Here is a 17534-nt window from a genome sequence, read left to right as displayed (position 1 = left end):
TGCCTTGCCGCCGCGCACCGAGTTTGCGAGGCGCGGGGATGCGTGGAGTTTCTATGAAGGTCGCAATCATCGGGATTGGTTACGTTGGGGCGGTTTCGGCCGCCTGCTTGGCGCGCGACGGGCACGAGGTGGTCGCCGTCGATGTGAATCCAACCAAGGTGAAGGCGATCCTCGCGGGCCAGGCGCCGATCATTGAGCCGGGCCTGCCGGAAGTAACCCAAGAGGCCGTCGCCGCCGGTCGTCTACGCGCGACCGAGGATGTCGCGGCCGCCGTCGCCGAGACGGAGATGTGCCTCATCTGCGTGGGCACGCCATCGACCCAAGCCGGCAGCCTTGAGTTGAATTATGTGCTGCGCGTCGCGGAGCAGATCGGCGCGGCGCTGAAGAAGCGTAAGGGCAATTATTCTGTGGTCGTGCGCTCAACGATCCTGCCCGGAACGATGGATGGCGTTGTCATCCCGGCGCTCGAAGCGGCGTCCGGCATGAAGGCCGGGAAGGGCTTCGGCATCGGCTATTATCCAGAGTTTCTGCGCGAGGGCAGCGCGATCAAGGATTACGACGATCCAGGCCTCATCGTATTCGGCGCGCGCGACGACGCGACATTCGAGCGCCTGAGCTCGCTGCAGGAAAGCACGCGCGACCGCGTCCAACGCGTCGATATGCGTACGGCCGAAGGCATCAAATATTTCTGCAACGCCTGGCATGCGCTGAAGATCAGCTTCGCCAACGAGGTCGGCAACATCTGCAAGGCGCACGGCGTCAATGGCGTCGAAGTGATGGAGGCGCTGGTTTCCGACGCGCGCCTGAACATCTCGAAGGCCTATATGCGCCCGGGCTTCGCTTATGGCGGCTCGTGCTTGCCAAAGGATCTGCGCGCGCTTCGCTTCGCGGCCCGTCAGCTCAACGTGCCAACGCCAGTGCTTGACGGCACGGGCGCGGCCAACGACGTGCAGATCGACCAGGCGTTCCAACTGGTCACGCGCTTGAAGAACGTGAACCGTCGCGTCAGTTTCCTCGGGGTCAGCTTCAAACCGGATACGGACGATCTGCGCGAAAGCCCCCACGTCGTTCTGGCTGAGCGCTTGCTCGGCAAGGGCTACGACATTGCGATCTATGACGCCAATGTGCGCATGTCGCGTCTGACGGGCGCGAACCTGGCCTACATCCTCGATCTCTTGCCGCACATCTCGCGTATGCTGCGCGAAGACTTGGACCAGGTGCTTGCCTTCTCTGACACCATTATTGTTGGCCACGCGAAGCTGCTGAAGGGCGTGGATCCCGCGAAACTTGAAGGCAAGACCATCATCGATCTTGCTGGCCTGCCGCCCGAATGGCGCGACCGCAAAGATTATTTCGGCATCTGCTGGTAAGTTTGCTAAACGGGCGTGGTGATGACCGACGACCCGTTTGACTCTGTTTCGACGATGACGCGGCGTGGCGCGGCGCTCGGGCTGGCGAGCGTTGCGGCGTGCTCTCAGCCCGCAGCAGCGCAAATCGTTCGCCTCAACCCGCTCCCTTTGCGGCGCGGGATTGGCGTGCACCACATGCTGAACTGGGCCGAGTTCGACGGCGAGGATTATCGCTGGCCGCCGTTCACACGTCACGATTACCAAAGCTCCAACGAGGAAATGGCGAACCTGCGCCGGGTCGGGTTCGATTTCGTTCGGCTCACCGTTGCGCCAGACATCTTCATGGCCAGCGACGGCCGCCGTTCCCGTGAGCTTGCGGCGATCCTCACCGATCGCGTCGATCGGTTTCGCGCGCACGATTTGAACGTTGTTGTCGATCTTCACCCCACGTCGCGCAATCCGGCCTATACGGGTGAGCGCCTCTGGAATGGCGCAGGATCGCTGGTGTTTCGCCGTTACGTGGAGGTGGTGGGCGAGGTGGCCGCGACGTTGGCGCACTTCGATGCGGGCGTAGCGTTCGAGCTGATGAACGAGCCGCAGGCATGGGGCATGGGCGCGGCGCAGCGCTGGCGCGCGATGAATACACGCATGATCGCCGCGGCGCGCTCGGCGGCGCCGCGATTGCCGCTGATTGTGTCAGGCCACATGTCGGGTGGGCAGGCCGGCCTGCTTGAATCGGCGCCATTCGATGATGAGCGACTGATCTATACATTCCACTATTACGGGCCGTCCTTGTTCACCCACCAGACTGTGATCGAGCCGGCTCGCCACATGAGCAAGCTGCCCTGGCCGCCGAGCGCCGGCTCGCTCGATGCTGAATTGGCGGCCGCGCGCGAGCGCGTGCGCAGTGACCGCGCCTTGGCGGCGAGCGAACGCGTCCGCGCCACGGAACGCGCGGAGCGTGCGCTGCGTGAGTATTTCAGTGAGGACAACGGTCAAACGCGTATCCAAGCGGATTTTGAGGCCGTAGCCCGTTGGGCGGATACGCACGGCGTGCCGCGCGGCGCCATCCTGCTGGGCGAGTTTGGCGTGGTGCGGTTTCATCGGCAGTATCGCGGCGCGCTCGATGAACACCGCACGCTTTGGCTGCGCACCATACGTGAGGCGGCGGAGGCGAACGGCTTTGGCTGGTCGGTTTGGACCTATCGCGGTGATGGCGGCATGGCGCTGGTCGACGAAGAGGACGTGCTCGCGTTCGATCTGCCGTCACTGCGCGCGTTGGGGCTAAACGCCGACTAGATTATATCGAAGATGGTGGTGAGCACGGCGCCGGCGCTTACGATCTCGCCGCTGGCGACAAGCCTTGGCGCCTTGGCGAGTTTGCCGAACCCGGGGGAGACATCAACGCGCTCAAGCGCGATCTTGCCGGCATTGGCAAGGTGCATTTCAATCTGCAGGCGTGCGCCAGTCGGCATTGTGACAATCGCGCCGTCCTCGCGTGTTTCGACCGTCGCGGTTTGGTGGAACGTAAAGCCGGCCGACCATTTGGCCGGGGCGGTGAGGGCGCCCTCTATGCCGTCGGCGATGGTGATGCGCGCGCCGTCGACGTGCACACTTCGCACGTGCTTTACGCCGTGTGAGGCAAGATAACCATCATGGTCAGCGTGGAAGTCGGGCGCGCCTGAGCGGAGCCGCGCTTTGGCATGCTGCGACCAGTTGAACGGCCCCGCAATGCGGCTCTGGTTCTGGCCGTCGAGGCACAGCGTATTGTGCGCGCGTGTGCCGCGGAAGCGATCACGAGCGTCGTTGTGGGTGTGATAGAGGTAGGTGCCGGCGTCGATGATAACCGGCTCGCCGCCAATGTGCAGCCACACCGCGAGCGCATCGGCATGGCCATGCGCCGCGATCGAGAGAAATCCGAGCGGCGCGTGGTCGATGGCGAGCATGGCGTCGCCATGCGCGGTCGGAATGCGCCAGACACTGTAGCCGCCTTCGGCGAACGTACGTTGACCCTTTGGCGCGATGGTTGTCGGCGCACGTGCTGAGCTGAACGCATCAAACAAGGTCGGCGCCTGCGGCGGCGGCGCACTCTCGCCATCGTTCAGCCAGCGCGCGATCGTGGCGCAGATGGCGGCCGGGTAGAGGTAATCGTGCTTTGGCCCCAACGCGACGACGCGGCCTTCGTCGTCATCGCAGATCGCCGGCGTGCGCCCCGCATCGTCCATCATCCAGCGCAGGTGGCGAGCGGCGTCGCGGAGGCGCGTCCTGTATGACGCCGAGCGCCGATCGCCGCTTGCTTCACCACACAGCGCGGCGAGCGCGAACCATTCAAGCGAATAGGCGGCGTAGGTCGGCGATTGTTCGGCGCCGACGCCGTCCGCGTGGAATTGTCTGAGCACTTCGCGTTCGAGCGCGTCCGCCTCGTGCGCGCGTCGCGACGCGCCTGGCAAGGTTGGCGCACAGGTGTAAGCGATATAGAGCGCGGCGAGTTCGGCGACGCGGTGATTGTTCGCCGAAGAGAAGAGTGAGGGATAGCGCCCCAACATCCATACATGCGCGGCGAGAAATTGGCGCAGACGCGGCGCGAAGCGCAGCGGCGCGAGATCAGCAATCAAAGTGTTCACAAAGATCGCGACGATCACGCGCGTCGCGAATTCGATGCCGTTGGTCCAATTTACGCCGTCATAGGGCGGATTGGAGTCCATCCAGCCCTCGATCACGTCCGCAATATCGGCGGCGAGCGCTTGGTCCTGGTCGCGATGCGCCGCGACGGCGAGGGGCATCAGGAACTGGAGCCGGTTGATCTCCCAGACAAATTTGACGTCGCCGAAACCTTCAGCATGACGATAGGCGCTTTTCGAAGCGCGTTGGCCGCGCCCCGGCCAATGCTTGCCTGACGCCGGATCGAGCGACCACAGATTGGTGCGCCACCAATCGCGTTGCGCCGGCCTTGGCCACTCAGCGGAGAGAAACGCGATGTCGCCGCTCAGAGTCGCGCGCGCATCGCGTTCGATGAGCTCTGTAAGGTTCTTCGCGCACTCTTCAACGCGCAGCCCCGGCAACGGGGCGATGGCGCCTTCGAACTTGAAGCTGTCCCAGCTCCAATTCGTCCGGCTGTCGGCGAATTGCTTGCCGCGTTCGATGATGCGGTGCGCGACCTCCGGCGGCGACATGCTGGCGAGGCGGCGCACGTACCATGCGAAGCGCCCGCCCTTGGATGATGTGCTCACGCCGCCGGCTTCCACTCGTGAATGACAAACGGCTGCTTTCCTGCAGCGCTTTTATGGAATGCGTCAACGAACGCGAGCTCGATATCCACGACCGGGCCGATCTTGGTGCGAGCCGTGGCCAGGATCTGCGCGGCGAGGGCGTCCGAGCGATCTTGTTCGGAGCGCACAAGGATGCGCACTTTGCCGGGGCCGGTTTGCACGATCTGCAAGCCCTCGATCTGGTCGAAAGGTCTGGGGATGTGGTTCAAACCGAGGAAGACTTCGCCGGCAGGCCCGTAGACGACGTCGCTCGCGCGGCCGCTAACGCCTGCGAACGAGACCTCGCCGCGGGCAATGGCGTCGAGGTCGCTGCTGGCGCCGAGCACGATCTGGTCGCCGGTGCGATAGCGCAGCAGGAATTGCGCGCGATTGTGATAGTTCGAGCCGACGATCTCGACGGCCCCGCCAGCGTCGCGCAACAGCTCAACTTTGCCATAGCCGGCATGGAAGACATATTGGCCGGGTTCGGTGGAATAGGCGAAGGCGACGCGCTCCGCCTGACCGTAATAATCGATCACCTTGGCGCCAAACACATCCGCCAGCTTCGCACGTGAGGGCGGCGGCAATTCCTCGGAGGAGGTCAGCGCCAGCTTGAAGCGTAGCGGCCGCTTGGCGCGCGTCGAAAGCGTCGCGAGCGCGATCGCCATCGAAGGATAAGCGTAGAGCACGTCCGGCGCGAACGCGTCGAGCATGTCGGCGTAGGCCGGAAACGTCTCGTCGTCCAAATGGTGTGCGGAGAGCGTGGCGATGCGGCGATCGGCGCTGATTTTCCAGTACGGTGGGGCGCGATCTTCGGGCGGTTTGATTGTATCAGCGCGCAGCACGGCGACCTTGGCGGTCGCGAAGTTGAGGCCGGCTTTGGCCACAAGCCAATCGATCACCGCCTGCTCGAACATGACTTGCGCAAAAGAGCGCGCGACCTCGAGCGAAGCGCCCGATGTGCCCGACGTACGGCCGGCGGAGACGGGAAGCAAAGTCTTGGCGCGATAGTGCGAAGGATTTGCGCGGACTTCGCCCTTCGTCAGCAGCGGCGCGGAGGCGAGGTCTGAAAGGTCCGCGTATGCGCGCGCGTTGCGGGCTGCGGTCACGAGCGCGCTTTCGAGTCTGCGGTGTTCGTCGGCGCGGGCGCTTGCGCTCATGCCGTCATGGCGGCGCAAGAAGTCGCGCGCGGCCGGGTAGAAGGGCGGCGCGCGGCGGGCCAATTGTTGGATTGGCGATATCTTTTTGATCAGCCCAAGCATGCGCTCACTCGTATGGTCGGGTGTGAGGCGAGACGCCGGTTTCGCGCGCGATGCGCATGCGCTCCGCCGATTGGAGCTGCTGCTGCAACAGCGCGTCCAGCAATTCCTCGCGCCGCAGATAATTGAGGCATTGCGCGAGCGCTTCCGGGCGGACGTTCACGCGGGCCAGCGCCTGGATGCGCGGATCGTCGGCGCCGCCGACCAGTCCAAGTTCATGCCCGAGACGCAGGCGCGTGCAATAGGTTGCGAGCGGCGCCATCTCGACGGCGAGCCAGCTGCGCGCGAGGCACGCGTCGGCGGCGCATATGGCGTTGGCGTCGCCCTCGACGTCGAACGCCGCCAAACGCGCCCAGGGCGCGGGCTGTATCGGTGCGCGAAAAATGGTGCGTTCGGCGTTGAGGATGGAGCGCGCGCGGAAGTCGCTGTCTGGCGCCTGCGCGTCGAGCGCGGCGTAGGTCCATGACAGCGCTTCCTGGGCGCCTGCGTGCCATGCGCCGGGCCGGGCCCAGCTGTTTTCAACCATGTGCGCCGCCGAGAGCAGGTCGCCGACGCGCGCATTCTGATCGCCTTCCAGCAGGGCGGCCTGGGCCGAGGCTAGAGCGCTCGTCGCCGCACGCGATGATTCGAACACCATCGCCGATCCGAGCGCCATCGCCAGCGCGCTGACACAGAACACCCAGCGCAGCGCCATGACATAGGCCGGAGGCGCTACAGACGGATTGGCCGCTTCGCGCTTATCATGCTTACGCGAGTCGCGCCGACGCCTACCCGCCGGACGAGCATGCAAGATGCCATCGCCGTCAGGCGACGATCTGGCGCCGGGGTTTCGTTGCCCGTTCATTAAGTGTCTCGGAACCGACTGGCCTGTTTACGAGTTAGGAACTGCATTTCGATCCATAGTGTTAAGCTTTTGCCCGAATTGTGGGGCTCCAATCATGTTGATGACGCGAGTTCATCCGCTTCCCGCTGAGCCGCCCCGTCGCGCGGAGCGGGCTGACGCGCCGGTCGTAACGAAGGCCGCGGGTCGCGGGCTGCCGGTGTATCTCTCGGTATTGGCGGCGATTGCCGTCAGCTTGCTGCTTTGGGCGGGGATCATTGGTTTGGCTCTATTGATCTTTTGACGGCCGCACCGTTCGAAAACGCGCCAACAGAGAACATGACAAGCGCCGCGATCGCAGGCGTCTGAAATCCAAAATCGACCACGCCGTGGATGAGCGCCAAAGCCGCCCCGGCGAACGCCGCCGCCGCCCATTCCGAACCAGAACGCCTGAACACGGCGTTGGCGCCTGTCTTGAGCAGCACCGGCGCCATCATGAGCGTCAGCAGAATGAAGCCAACGATGCCGACTTCCTCCAGCGCTTGAACATAAATGTTGTGGGTAGAGCCCACGTAACCCGCGTCGCGCCACGTGTCGGGCGTCAAATAGTGTGCGTTCAGTTCGTGAAATGTGTTGAGCCCATGACCGATCCACGGGCGATCGAGGAAGATGCGCCAATGCATGTCGAGCAACGTCGTGCGGACGCTGGCGTCAGCGTCGACGTGCAACATGCGTGAAAATAGGATCTGGCCGCCTGAGACGAGCAATACGAGGGCGAGGGCGGCGATGATCAGGAGTGTGCCGCGCGAAAAAGGCGCGCTATCGGGCGCGCGTCGCCAAGGGGCCCAAATCAACACAGCGAAAATGGCGAAGGCGACGATCGTGGCGAGGATTCCAGCGCGCGAGCCGGTCAGCAACAGGCACGCAAGCGTGAGCGCCAGCACGCAGAACGTCAGCGGCGCCGAGAGGGGCGCCGCGATCGCGCGCCATTGCGGCGGCACTTGGGCGACAACGCGCGCGCTGGGACGACGAGAGGCGCGCAATAAGCGCGCGGTTAGAAGCAACGCGAGTACGCCAAAGGTCGTCGCGGCTGCATTGGCGCTGCCGAATTGCGCCATCAAACGTGTGTCGGCCCCGGTCAGCAGCCAATACATCGAAAGCGCCCCCAGAATGGCGGCGGCGGCCACAAGCAGCATCGACAGTGCGCGTCTGTCTTCGCGCGTCCGAACGCTGAGTGCTCCAAGTGCGAACGCGGCGAGTGGAGCGAATAGGGAGACGACACCCTCGATCGTGCGATAAGGCGCGATCGAAATCGCGCCGTGGTCAAGTCCCATCTCACGCCATAACGGATGCCACAGACCTTGGAATGGCGAGACTCCGGAGGGGGCGATCCAGGCGGTGGCGGTGGCGTAGGTGATGAAGAGGACGGCGGCGATGATCGAAAGCCAGTATTGATTCACGAACCGCACGAGCGCCTCGCCCGAGGAGCGGGCGGCGACAAAAACCAACACCAGAGACAGGAGCATCGCCAGCGAGGCCGCCGCCGCGGCGGATTGCGCGCCGCCCAGACAGAGCGCGACCAGGGTCAGGCCGAGGGCGGCCACAGCCCCCGGTTGTCCAAGACCCACGGCGGACGCCCGCGCGTTCATCACTTGCTCCTAGCCCATTTGGAGCGGTCACATGCAAGCCGCTGGCCACGTCTTTATGGGGCGGCGCATCTCTACCGTGTGGCGCTGGTCTTGCTTGTGTATTAGCCACACGTCGCGGCTGGGGCCGCTGAGGAGTTGGTGAATGGCTTTCAAAGGTACGCGGCGCGTCTTCCTGGGCGGCCTGTTGGCCGGCGCCGCCAGCGCGTGCGCATCCACAATCCCCACCGGTGATTCCGGGGTCGAGGTCACCGAGTATCGTCTCGGCCCAGGGGACCAATTGCGCATCACCGTCTTCGGCGAGGCCGAACTCACCGGGCCATATCTGATTAACCCTCAGGGGGACATCGCTTTCCCGCTGGTGGGCAATGTCGCTGCCGGGGGGAAGACGATCAGCGAACTCACGGCGGCTCTACGCGCCGCTCTGGAACAGGGATTTGTTCGACAGCCTAACGTCGCTGTGGAAGTTCTCACGTACCGACCATTTTTTATCCTGGGAGAGGTACGGACCCCTGGCACTTACCCCTATTCGGCGAATCTGACCGTGCTGAACGCGGTGGCGACTGCGCAAGGCTTCACCTATCGCGCTGATCGGCGCCGTGTGTTCATCAAGCATGCCTGGGAGGACCAGGAACGCGTCTATCCGTTAACGACGACGACACCGGTGCAGCCGGGTGACACTGTTCGTATCGGCGAGCGATTGTTCTGATTTTTGGGCGAATTGGCTGGACTTCCGTCATAGGCGGGTCTTAAGAAATTGGTAACCAGCCAATTGAGGTGGGCGTCATGCGCAGAAGTGCATTCGTAGGAGTGCTGGCCGCAGGTGTGCTGGCCTCGGCCTGGTTTTCAGTGCAGCCGCTGGCTGATCCGTACGCTGGCGCGCAGCGCGCCAGCAGCGCGCAATCGCTCCTGCCCGTCGCCGCGTCGGCCGCAGCCGAGCCGACCGCCGCGCCAGTTATCGCGCCACTGCCGGAGCGCATCAGCGAATTGTCCTCAACTCTTCAGGCGTCGCTCCTTTCAGGCGGTTGTCTGAGCGAGTCCGAAGCCATGACGCGCATTATGGATGTAACGGCCGGCGCCGACCACTACACAGCTTTCGCCGCCGTCCGCGAAGTCTCTGCGCAAGAGCATCCCTGCGGCGCCATCGATGTGGCGCTCGGGCGTTCGCGCGGCGCGTTCGAACAAACGAGCTTGGCGCCTGAGGAGCCGACCGTCGCGGATACGCCGCCTTTCTTTGGCGACGGCCAGCCCGTCGGGGGCGGCGGCGGGCCTGGTTATCCGCAAACCTGAGTGGTTCGCGCGCGGGCCTGCCGCGGGGGCGTGGCAGGCGGGTGCGCCGTTGGAGGAAATTGCCCCAAAGCCAGCCCAGGCGCAGACGCGAGAGGCTGGTTTTCGCGTCCGAGGCGAAATCGACGGAGACGGTGATGGGCGTCTCAGAGTCGAACAAGGGACTCGGGCTCGATCCCCTGGCGCGAGAATTCGTGGCTAGGAAATTGCTTTGGAGGATGAGCCGTCAGCCAAAGCAATCGCTGTGAGGGACGATCTCGCGGCTTCTGGGTGCAGTAGATGAATTTGATAACCATCCGTCAGCCGGTCGATGAACTGGACACCGTTTCGGCGCCCGAGCCGAAAGGCGGCGGTCGCAGCATGTCCATTATCAAATGGGTGCTCGCGTTCTTGGTGCGCCGCTGGATGCTGATTGGCGCGGTCGCCGGCGTGATCGCTTCGATCCTGTTTGTCGCGCAGATGATGCAGCCGCCCAAATACGCGGCCTCCGCCATTCTGCTGATCAATCCGGGACAAGAGCGTGTTCTGTCCCAAGAACAGATGGTTACCGGGAACGATCTGATCCCGGCGTCGGCAATCGTTGAGTCCCATATTGAAGTTTTGACGTCGCCCATGCTCATGGGGCGCTTGGTGGATTCACTTGGGCTTGCGAACCCGCCCGCGGGTGAGACCAGCACCGACCCGTTGGAAATCGCGCAGCGCCGCCAGTCCGTGATTAACGCGGTGTCGGGCGCGATCAGCGTGCGCCGTCGGGCGTCCAGCTTCGCGGTCGAGGTGCGCGCGGAGACCGAAAGCCCGCAGCTCTCCACCGACATGGCGAACAGCTTGGCGGAACTCTACCTGGCCTATCAATTGGAGTCGCGTTTCGAGACGGCGGAGCGGGCCAATTCATGGCTTTCGCAGCGGCTCGCGGAATTGCGCGATGACGTGCAACGCAAGGAAGAGGCGGCCGAACGCTTCCGCGCCGAGTCCGGTTTGCTGTCCACGCAAGGCGTGCTGTTCACCGAGCAGCAGACCACGGAAATCCAAGGCAGCGTGCTGCAAGCGCGCGCCGACCTTGCCGAGAAGGAAGCGCAATACCGCCAGCTGCAGCAAGTGATCCAGAGCGGCGGCAGCGCCGACACGATCGCAGGCGTGCTGAGCTCGCCGGTGATCGCGCAATTGCGCGCGCGTGAATCCGATATCGCGCGCCGACAAGCCGATGCTGAATCGCGCTATGGCGAGTTGCACCCCACCGTCCAGAACGTGCGGGCCGAACGCCAAGACATCCAAAATCAGATCAACGCCGAAGTGACCCGCGTGGCCGCGAGCCTGCGCAATGAAGTCGAAATCGCCCGCGCGCGTTTGGCCACGTTGCAGGGCAATCTGGGCGACGTGCGCGGTCAGCTCGCCGGCAATTCGGACGCGCTGGTGCGTTTGCGGGAGCTGGAGCGCGAAGCCGCAGCTGCACGCAGCGTCTATGAATCTTTCTTGGAGCGGTTCCACGAGATCAGCGACCAAGGCAATTTGCGCACGACCACGACGCAATTGGTGTCCTCGGCGACGTTGCCCACGCGCAAGAGTTCGCCGCAATTGCGCATGGCGCTGTTGCTCTCGATCGCCGTCGGTCTCGCCCTGGGGCTTGGCGTTGGCGTGCTAGCGGAGGCGCTGGACGAAGGGTTCCGCAGCGCCGATGAAGTCGAAGAGAAGCTCGGCGTCGCGGTGTTGTCTTCGGTGCCGAGGCTCCGGCGCAAGGAAATGCAGACCTTGCCGGAGCACGCGCAGCATCCAGCTGGCTATTTGGTCGAACGTCAAATGTCGGCGTTCACGGAATCCCTGCGCGTGGCGCGAACCTCGATCGTGTACGGCAACACCAATACGAAGAACCAGGTCGTCGCGGTGACATCGGCGCTGCCGAACGAGGGTAAGACGACGGTGTCGTTGTGCTTGGCGCGCGCCTCGGCCTTGTCGCAGCAGAAAGTGCTGATCATCGATTGCGACCTCCGCCGCCGCTCGCTGAAAGAGGTGCTCAACATCGAGCCGCAAGACGGGCTGCTACAGGTTCTGAGCGGTGAGGCCGATTGGCGCAATGTGGTTGTGCTGGACGAGCCGAGCGGCATGCACGTTCTGCCCCTGCGGGAGTCGCGCTTCATCCCGGACGACGTGTTCGGTTCCGGCGAGATGGCGAACCTGATCGCGGAACTGCGCAACCATTACGATCTGATCTTGCTAGATTGCGCGCCCGTGTTGGCTGTCGCGGAAACGCGCGTGATCGCTTCGCTCGCGGATTCCACGGTGATCGTGGCGCGCTGGGAGAAAACCCCAGTGCACGCGGTGCGCGCGACGTTGCAGCAATTGACGTCGACACGCGACAATGTGCTCGGATTGATTTTGAACAACGTCGATACGCGCGTGCCCGGATATTCTTATCATATGGGTTCGTACTACGAGGCGTGACGCGAGAAATTCGCGCTCGATCCACAGTTTTCGAAGCTTAAGATCGCGCGCCGCGCGTTAGCCTCTGCTATCAAATGGAGGTTGACGGGCGGCGCGCGCTTACGCTGTGGCGAATTTAGCGAACCGCACGAAAATCACGGAAAATCGGCGTCCAAACACAATTGTCCGCTTGCATTCTCGCGCGAGATTTCGTTTTGGTAAGCAATCCGTAAGGCATGTCGACAGAAGCGCTGACGGCCGGTTGCGGTGGGGATTTGAAATGCTCGATCACCTGAGCACGACTGATGCGGAGGCGCAAAGCCGCCAACGCAGCGCAGACCGCATGCGTGCGGTCGCTGCTGAAGCCGTTGTCGGCGTCCAGCCGTCGGCCACGATCATCGAGACGGATCCGCAATTGTGGCGTCGCAAGTCGCGCGAAGTGCGCGCTGCTCCCGTTGGCGGTGCGTTGAAGCGGGCGTTCGACCTTTCCGCCGCAAGTGTAGGGATCATTCTACTCGCCCCATTGTTGAGTCTGCTGTGGCTGCTGGTGCGCATCGAACGCAATGGCGGCGACGCGATCTTCAAGCAGGAGCGGGGCGGCTTCGACGGCAAGCCGTTTGAGATTTACAAGTTCCGTACGATGGTCTGCGCCGAGAGCGGCAAGTCGGTGAAACAGGTGCAGGCGGGTGACGAGCGCATTACGCCGCTTGGTCGCTTCCTACGTCGCATGAGCTGGGATGAGCTGCCGCAGCTGTTCAATGTGCTGAAGGGCGATATGTCGCTGATCGGCCCGCGCCCGCACGCGCTCGCGCACGATCGCGAGTTCGCCGAAATTGATCCGCGCTATCCGCAGCGCTTCGCCGCGCGCCCCGGGATTACAGGTCTGGCGCAAGTGTCCGGTTGCCGTGGTCCAACCGAAACGGCCGACAAGGTGATCGCGCGAACCGGCCATGATGTCGACTACGCCAAGGCTTGGTCGTTCTGGGGTGACATCGAAATTCTGTGGCGCACGGCGCTGCTGGTCGTGCGCAAGGACCCTGGCGCGATCTGACCTTGGGCTTTATCGGCCCGTTGGCGCGGGCATAATCAAGGTTCATGAGTTTCTTCGGGCTGTTCCAGCGCATAGAGCCGCCGCTCTTCACTGCCTCGCGTGTCGGTTTCGCTGTCGGCGACATCCACGGCCGCGCCGATCTGCTGGCGCAAATGCTTCACCTTATGGAGGAGCGCGCTGCAGCGGAGATGCGCGAAGGCGGCGCGCCGATCATTGTTTTTCTAGGAGATTATGTCGATCGTGGGCCGGACAGCGCCCGGGTGCTCGATCTGCTGATCAGCGGTCGGCCGCATCCGTTCGAGCGCCGCTATCTGCGCGGCAATCATGAGCAGGCCATGCTGGCCTTCATGGACGAGCCGCAAAGACACAGGGCATGGCTGCTGCATGGCGGGGTTGAGACCCTAAAATCCTACGGCGTCGCGCCCCCATCGCCGATGCACGCGACCGAGGCCGAGTGCGTTGCCGCGGCCGCCAGCTTGCGCGCCGCACTGCCCGGGGAGCATCTGACTTTCCTTCAAGGGCTTGAACGTTACGCGGAATATGGCGGCTATGCCTTCGTCCACGCCGGCGTGGCCCCGGGACGGCGGTTGGAGAGGCAGCACGAGAGCGACCTGTACTGGATCCGCGAGCGGTTTTTGAAGAGCCGCCGGCGCTTCTCCCACCGGGTTGTCCATGGTCATACCCCCGCCGACCAGCCCTTCGCCGACAAACGCCGCGTGGGCGTCGACACCGGCGCCTACGCCACCGGCGTTCTTACCGCCGCGCGGTTCGAGGGACCCGAGGTGACATTCGTTTCCGTGACCGATCGGTCGCGCTGATTTGCGCAGGTCCTGGACCTATTGTGACCGCCAGCGGCGCGGTTTACACCCGCCGGTCGAGAGAGTTCTGCGAGGAGACATTGGAAATGGCGGCAGGCGGCCACGCGCGCGGTGAGATGGACATTCAGGACCAGCGCGACACGTTTCATGGCTTTTTGATCGCCTCGATCTGGGGCGGGGGGCTCATTGCGCAGGCGGTGGCGTTGCTGACGCTGGCGTTCGCAATTGGTTTCGGCTGGTGGCCGGGGCTGTTCGCCTTCGTCGCGATCGGCGCGGCGGTCGGCCTGTTCTTCCGTATGTCGGGCGTCTATTGGGCCGTCCAGATCGCGCTCTGGGTGATCCTCGGCATTGGCGGCATTGTGGTTCCGGCGCTTGCCGGCTTGATGGGCTGATCCGTTGAAGATCGCCTTTCTCAAGGAAAGCGCGGCCGGAGAAACGCGCGTCGCCGCCACGCCGGAAACGGTGAAGAAGATCATCGGCCTTGGCCACAGTGTGACGGTGCAGACCGGCGCCGGTGTCGCCGCCAGCGTGCCGGACGATCAGTTCAAAGCCGCCGGCGCGGAGATCGTCGCCGATGGCGGCATCGGCGCCGCCGACCTTGTCGTGAAAGTGCGACGCCCCACCGATTCCGAAATCGGCGCCATGAAGGCGGGCGCGGGCTTCGTCTCGCTGCTTGAGCCCTACGGCGATCGCGGTGTGGTTGAAGCTTTGGCGAAAGCCAAGATCGATGCGCTGGCGATGGAATTCATCCCACGCATCAGCCGGGCGCAATCGATGGATGCGCTAAGCTCGCAAGCAAACCTCGCCGGCTATCGCGCCGTGATCGAGGGCGCTGCGCTCTACGGCCGCGCCATGCCGATGATGATGACGGCCGCCGGCACGGTGGCTGCCGCGAAGACGTTCATCATGGGCGTCGGCGTCGCCGGCCTCCAGGCGATCGCGACCGCGCGTCGCCTCGGCGGCGTCGTCAGCGCCACGGACGTGCGTCCGGCCACGAAAGAACAAGTCGCGTCGCTTGGCGCGAAATTCGTCGCGGTTGAGGACGAAGAATTCAAGCAGGCCGAAACCGCCGCCGGATACGCGAAGCCGATGAGCGCGGAATACCAGGCCAAGCAAGCAGCGCTCGTTGCCGAACACATCGCCAAGCAGGACATCGTCATCACCACGGCGTTGATCCCTGGCCGCCCCGCGCCGGTGCTGGTCACCGAAGCGATGGCGAAATCGATGCGTCCGGGCTCGGTCATCATCGATCTCGCGGTGGCGCAGGGCGGCAATTGCCCGCTCTCGAGGCCGGATGAACTCGTCGAAGTGAACGGCGTGAAGATCATGGGCTTCACCAATCTGCCCGCTCGTTTGCCCGCGGATTCCTCGGCGCTTTACGCCAAGAACTTCCTCGCGCTGCTGCCGCTGCTCGCAGACAAGGAGAGCAAGGCGTTCGCCCCGGCTTGGGACGACGAGATCATCAAGGGCGCCATGCTGTCGAAGGGCGGCGCCTTGATCCATCCGCACTTTGCCCCCGCGAGTGCGGCATGAACGACGCCGAGTTCGCGCAGCGCTATTACGCCGCCTGGAACGCGCGCGATCTCGAAGCCATCCTCGCGCTCTACGCCGAGGACATCGAGTTTTCCTCGCCGTACATCGCCGCCCTTGGCTTCTCGCCGGACGGCGTGGTGCACGGCAAGCCGATGCTGCGCGCCTATTTCGAACGCGCGCTCGATCGCGCGCCGGCGCTGACGTTCACGCCTGAAGGGCTTATGATCGGCGCGCGCGGGCACACGCTCATTTATCGCAATCACCGCGGAGAACGCGCGGCCGAAACCCATGAAATGGATTTGGCTGGCTTGGTCATCCGCGCCGACGCCACCTACGAGACAGCATAAGCAGAGGCTCGCGCACGCTGGCCGCGCCTCTGGGGAGAGGGTAAGCATGGTCGATCCATTCGTTTTCTATCTGGCCATTTTCGTGCTGGCGATTTTCGTCGGCTATTACGTCGTGTGGTCGGTGACGCCGGCGCTGCACACGCCGCTGATGGCCGTCACCAACGCGATTTCGTCGGTGATCATCGTCGGCGCGCTGATCGCAGCGGCCGCAAGCGCGCAAGCCGACGGCGGCTGGATCGCCAAGGGCGCGGGCGGCTTGGCTGCTGCCTTGGCCGCCGTGAACATCTTCGGCGGCTTCCTTGTCACCCAGCGCATGCTGGCGATGTACAAGAAGAAGGAAAAGAAGTGACGTGACCACGGGGGATTGGCGCGCCCTCCTTGAAGCTTATCTCGACGGACGCCTGTCCGCCGAGGCCTTCATGCGTCGCTTCATCGACGCGTGGCGCGCCGCCAATGGCCGCGTCCCCGGCGCCATCGCCGGCATGCAAGCAGCGGTCGAAGCTTTCGAGGCTGAGGTCGCCGACGTACGTGAAGAGGGAATCGTCAACGACGACGAACTCCGCCAAGCCGCGCAACGTGCGCTCTACAATCTCGTCGACGAACCCACCATCACGCCGCAGACCTTCGACCGCACACGTGCGCGCGAAGAAATGCGCCGCATGCAAATCCAAGTGCGCGGCTGCGCCGGCATCGGCTGCTTGATCGCGCTCGTCTGGGTGGCGCTCTGCATCCTGCAGATCACCTTCGTGAGCGATTGGATTCAGAACGCCTTTGGCTGGAGCGCCTGGCCGTCGGCTGTGGTCGGCTTCTTCCTCGCCTTCGTGCCGATCGTCGGCAATCTGCTGGCGTTCCTCGCCGCAACGGAATTGCGCGACTGGCCCACGTGGCTGGCCGCTGTCGTTTTCTTCGCCGCGCCTGCGGCGACACTACTTTCCGGCTGGTCGCGCTGGCGGCGTCCGGGATGACATGGGGCTGACATGAACGCTGATCTCGCCGCACTTCTGTATCTCGTTTCCGGGGTGCTCTTCATTCTCGCGCTGCGCGGGCTCTCGAGCCCGGAGACGAGCCGTCAGGGCAATAATTTCGGCATGCTCGGCATGGGCATCGCCATCGTCACGACGCTGCTCCTGGTCGATCTCGACACCACGACCATGCTGATCATCGGCGGCGCCATCCTCATTGGCGGCGGCATCGGCGCTGTGATCGCCCGCTCGATCAAGATGACGGAGATGCCGCAGCTCGTGGCCGCGTTCCACTCGCTTGTGGGCTTGGCGGCCGTGGCGGTTGCGGCGGCCGCGTTCTATGCGCCGGAAAGCTTCGGCATCGCCGAAGGCGAGCACATTCATATGCAGTCGCTGATCGAGCTTTCGCTCGGCACGGCGATCGGCGCCATCACCTTCACGGGCTCTGTGATCGCGTTCGCGAAGCTCAACGGCAATATGAGCGGTGCGCCGATCATGCTGCCCGCGCGCCACCTCATCAACATCGCCCTGGCGCTCGCCATCGTCGCGCTCATTGTCATGATGGTGCAATCTGGCGGCACGGTGGAATGGCACTATTGGGCGCTGGTGGCCCTCTCCCTGCTGATTGGCGTTTTGCTCATCATCCCGATCGGCGGCGCCGACATGCCCGTCGTCGTGTCGATGCTCAATTCGTATTCGGGTTGGGCCGCGGCCGCTCTCGGCTTCACGCTGGAGAACGTCGCGCTCATCATCACAGGCGCACTGGTCGGCTCCTCGGGCGCGATCCTCAGCTACATCA

17 protein-coding genes are annotated in these 17534 nt (G+C 64.0%); 13 read left to right on the top strand and 4 right to left on the bottom strand.

What is annotated here, in order from left to right:
* Nucleotides 1-53: 53 nt before the first annotated feature.
* Together VF769_RS09825 and VF769_RS09820 are read left to right on the top strand one after the other, a co-directional pair.
* Nucleotides 54-1370 (top strand): nucleotide sugar dehydrogenase, encoded by a 1317-nt coding sequence (locus VF769_RS09825; RefSeq protein ID WP_331008222.1) that lies wholly within the window; start codon nucleotides 54-56, stop codon nucleotides 1368-1370.
* A gap of 21 nt (nucleotides 1371-1391) precedes the next feature.
* Entirely contained in the window at nucleotides 1392-2648 is a 1257-nt protein-coding gene (locus tag VF769_RS09820) for a glycoside hydrolase family 5 protein (RefSeq protein ID WP_331008221.1), read from the top strand.
* Here the strand turns inward: VF769_RS09820 and VF769_RS09815 are convergent.
* From VF769_RS09815 to VF769_RS09800, 4 genes are all read right to left on the bottom strand, one after another.
* Nucleotides 2645-4579, bottom strand: a complete 1935-nt coding sequence (locus VF769_RS09815; protein WP_331008220.1) for an alginate lyase family protein — start codon at nucleotides 4577-4579, stop codon at nucleotides 2645-2647. The two genes, VF769_RS09820 and VF769_RS09815, sit on opposite strands and share 4 nt — an antisense overlap.
* Complete coding sequence (locus VF769_RS09810; RefSeq protein ID WP_331008219.1) at nucleotides 4576-5859, bottom strand: hypothetical protein; 1284 nt, start codon at nucleotides 5857-5859, stop codon at nucleotides 4576-4578. The genes VF769_RS09815 and VF769_RS09810 overlap by 4 nt, the downstream gene beginning before the upstream one ends.
* Before the next feature lie 4 nt (nucleotides 5860-5863).
* Nucleotides 5864-6550, bottom strand: coding sequence for a hypothetical protein (locus VF769_RS09805; protein ID WP_331008218.1), 687 nt, complete (start codon nucleotides 6548-6550; stop codon nucleotides 5864-5866).
* Nucleotides 6551-6951: 401 nt separating this feature from the next.
* Nucleotides 6952-8325: an O-antigen ligase family protein gene (locus VF769_RS09800; RefSeq protein WP_331008217.1), complete on the bottom strand. Its 1374-nt coding sequence runs from the start codon at nucleotides 8323-8325 to the stop codon at nucleotides 6952-6954.
* Nucleotides 8326-8467: 142 nt separating this feature from the next.
* On the opposite strand from VF769_RS09800, the gene VF769_RS09795 reads away from it, so the two are divergent.
* The 11 genes from VF769_RS09795 to VF769_RS09745 all read left to right on the top strand — a co-directional run.
* A complete protein-coding gene (locus VF769_RS09795) occupies nucleotides 8468-9031 on the top strand; it encodes a polysaccharide biosynthesis/export family protein (protein ID WP_331008216.1) in 564 nt (187 codons plus the stop codon).
* Nucleotides 9032-9108: 77 nt separating this feature from the next.
* Nucleotides 9109-9612 (top strand): hypothetical protein, encoded by a 504-nt coding sequence (locus VF769_RS09790; protein ID WP_331008215.1) that lies wholly within the window; start codon nucleotides 9109-9111, stop codon nucleotides 9610-9612.
* 276 nt (nucleotides 9613-9888) lie between these two features.
* Nucleotides 9889-12045, top strand: coding sequence for a GumC family protein (locus VF769_RS09785; protein WP_331008214.1), 2157 nt, complete (start codon nucleotides 9889-9891; stop codon nucleotides 12043-12045).
* A 259-nt stretch (nucleotides 12046-12304) separates the two neighbouring features.
* On the top strand, nucleotides 12305-13075 hold the full coding sequence (locus VF769_RS09780; protein ID WP_331008213.1) for a sugar transferase: 771 nt from the start codon (nucleotides 12305-12307) through the stop codon (nucleotides 13073-13075).
* A 44-nt stretch (nucleotides 13076-13119) separates the two neighbouring features.
* Nucleotides 13120-13893, top strand: coding sequence for a metallophosphoesterase (locus VF769_RS09775; RefSeq protein WP_331008212.1), 774 nt, complete (start codon nucleotides 13120-13122; stop codon nucleotides 13891-13893).
* A gap of 86 nt (nucleotides 13894-13979) precedes the next feature.
* Entirely contained in the window at nucleotides 13980-14285 is a 306-nt protein-coding gene (locus VF769_RS09770) for an aa3-type cytochrome c oxidase subunit IV (RefSeq protein WP_331008211.1), read from the top strand.
* 4 nt (nucleotides 14286-14289) lie between these two features.
* A complete protein-coding gene (locus VF769_RS09765) occupies nucleotides 14290-15426 on the top strand; it encodes a Re/Si-specific NAD(P)(+) transhydrogenase subunit alpha (RefSeq protein WP_331008210.1) in 1137 nt (378 codons plus the stop codon).
* Nucleotides 15423-15773: a nuclear transport factor 2 family protein gene (locus tag VF769_RS09760; protein ID WP_331008209.1), complete on the top strand. Its 351-nt coding sequence runs from the start codon at nucleotides 15423-15425 to the stop codon at nucleotides 15771-15773. Before VF769_RS09765 ends, VF769_RS09760 begins: the two co-directional genes overlap by 4 nt.
* A 46-nt stretch (nucleotides 15774-15819) precedes the next feature.
* Complete coding sequence (locus VF769_RS09755) at nucleotides 15820-16122, top strand: proton-translocating transhydrogenase family protein (RefSeq protein WP_135211395.1); 303 nt, start codon at nucleotides 15820-15822, stop codon at nucleotides 16120-16122.
* 1 nt (nucleotide 16123) lies between these two features.
* Nucleotides 16124-16738 (top strand): hypothetical protein, encoded by a 615-nt coding sequence (locus VF769_RS09750; RefSeq protein WP_331008208.1) that lies wholly within the window; start codon nucleotides 16124-16126, stop codon nucleotides 16736-16738.
* A 12-nt stretch (nucleotides 16739-16750) separates the two neighbouring features.
* Nucleotides 16751-17534, top strand: a 784-nt coding sequence (locus tag VF769_RS09745; protein ID WP_331008207.1) for an NAD(P)(+) transhydrogenase (Re/Si-specific) subunit beta, incomplete at its 3' end; no start/stop codon positions are given.

The organism is Vitreimonas sp. (genome assembly GCF_036392335.1).
Lineage (GTDB): Bacteria > Pseudomonadota > Alphaproteobacteria > Caulobacterales > Aquidulcibacteraceae > Vitreimonas.
This window is presented reverse-complemented; position numbering and strand designations above follow the sequence as displayed.

What these genes read in the sequence shown, in the direction of transcription:
- VF769_RS09825 (WP_331008222.1), top strand. Translation starts at nt 54, where the DNA reads ATGAAGGTCGCAATCATCGGGATTGGTTACGTTGGGGCGGTTTCGGCC.
- VF769_RS09820 (WP_331008221.1), top strand. Translation starts at nt 1,392, where the DNA reads ATGACCGACGACCCGTTTGACTCTGTTTCGACGATGACGCGGCGTGGC.
- VF769_RS09810 (WP_331008219.1), bottom strand. Translation starts at nt 5,859, where the DNA reads ATGCTTGGGCTGATCAAAAAGATATCGCCAATCCAACAATTGGCCCGC.
- VF769_RS09805 (WP_331008218.1), bottom strand. Translation starts at nt 6,550, where the DNA reads ATGGCGCTGCGCTGGGTGTTCTGTGTCAGCGCGCTGGCGATGGCGCTC.
- VF769_RS09800 (WP_331008217.1), bottom strand. Translation starts at nt 8,325, where the DNA reads ATGAACGCGCGGGCGTCCGCCGTGGGTCTTGGACAACCGGGGGCTGTG.
- VF769_RS09795 (WP_331008216.1), top strand. Translation starts at nt 8,468, where the DNA reads ATGGCTTTCAAAGGTACGCGGCGCGTCTTCCTGGGCGGCCTGTTGGCC.
- VF769_RS09790 (WP_331008215.1), top strand. Translation starts at nt 9,109, where the DNA reads ATGCGCAGAAGTGCATTCGTAGGAGTGCTGGCCGCAGGTGTGCTGGCC.
- VF769_RS09785 (WP_331008214.1), top strand. Translation starts at nt 9,889, where the DNA reads ATGAATTTGATAACCATCCGTCAGCCGGTCGATGAACTGGACACCGTT.
- VF769_RS09780 (WP_331008213.1), top strand. Translation starts at nt 12,305, where the DNA reads ATGCTCGATCACCTGAGCACGACTGATGCGGAGGCGCAAAGCCGCCAA.
- VF769_RS09775 (WP_331008212.1), top strand. Translation starts at nt 13,120, where the DNA reads ATGAGTTTCTTCGGGCTGTTCCAGCGCATAGAGCCGCCGCTCTTCACT.
- VF769_RS09770 (WP_331008211.1), top strand. Translation starts at nt 13,980, where the DNA reads ATGGCGGCAGGCGGCCACGCGCGCGGTGAGATGGACATTCAGGACCAG.
- VF769_RS09760 (WP_331008209.1), top strand. Translation starts at nt 15,423, where the DNA reads ATGAACGACGCCGAGTTCGCGCAGCGCTATTACGCCGCCTGGAACGCG.
- VF769_RS09755 (WP_135211395.1), top strand. Translation starts at nt 15,820, where the DNA reads ATGGTCGATCCATTCGTTTTCTATCTGGCCATTTTCGTGCTGGCGATT.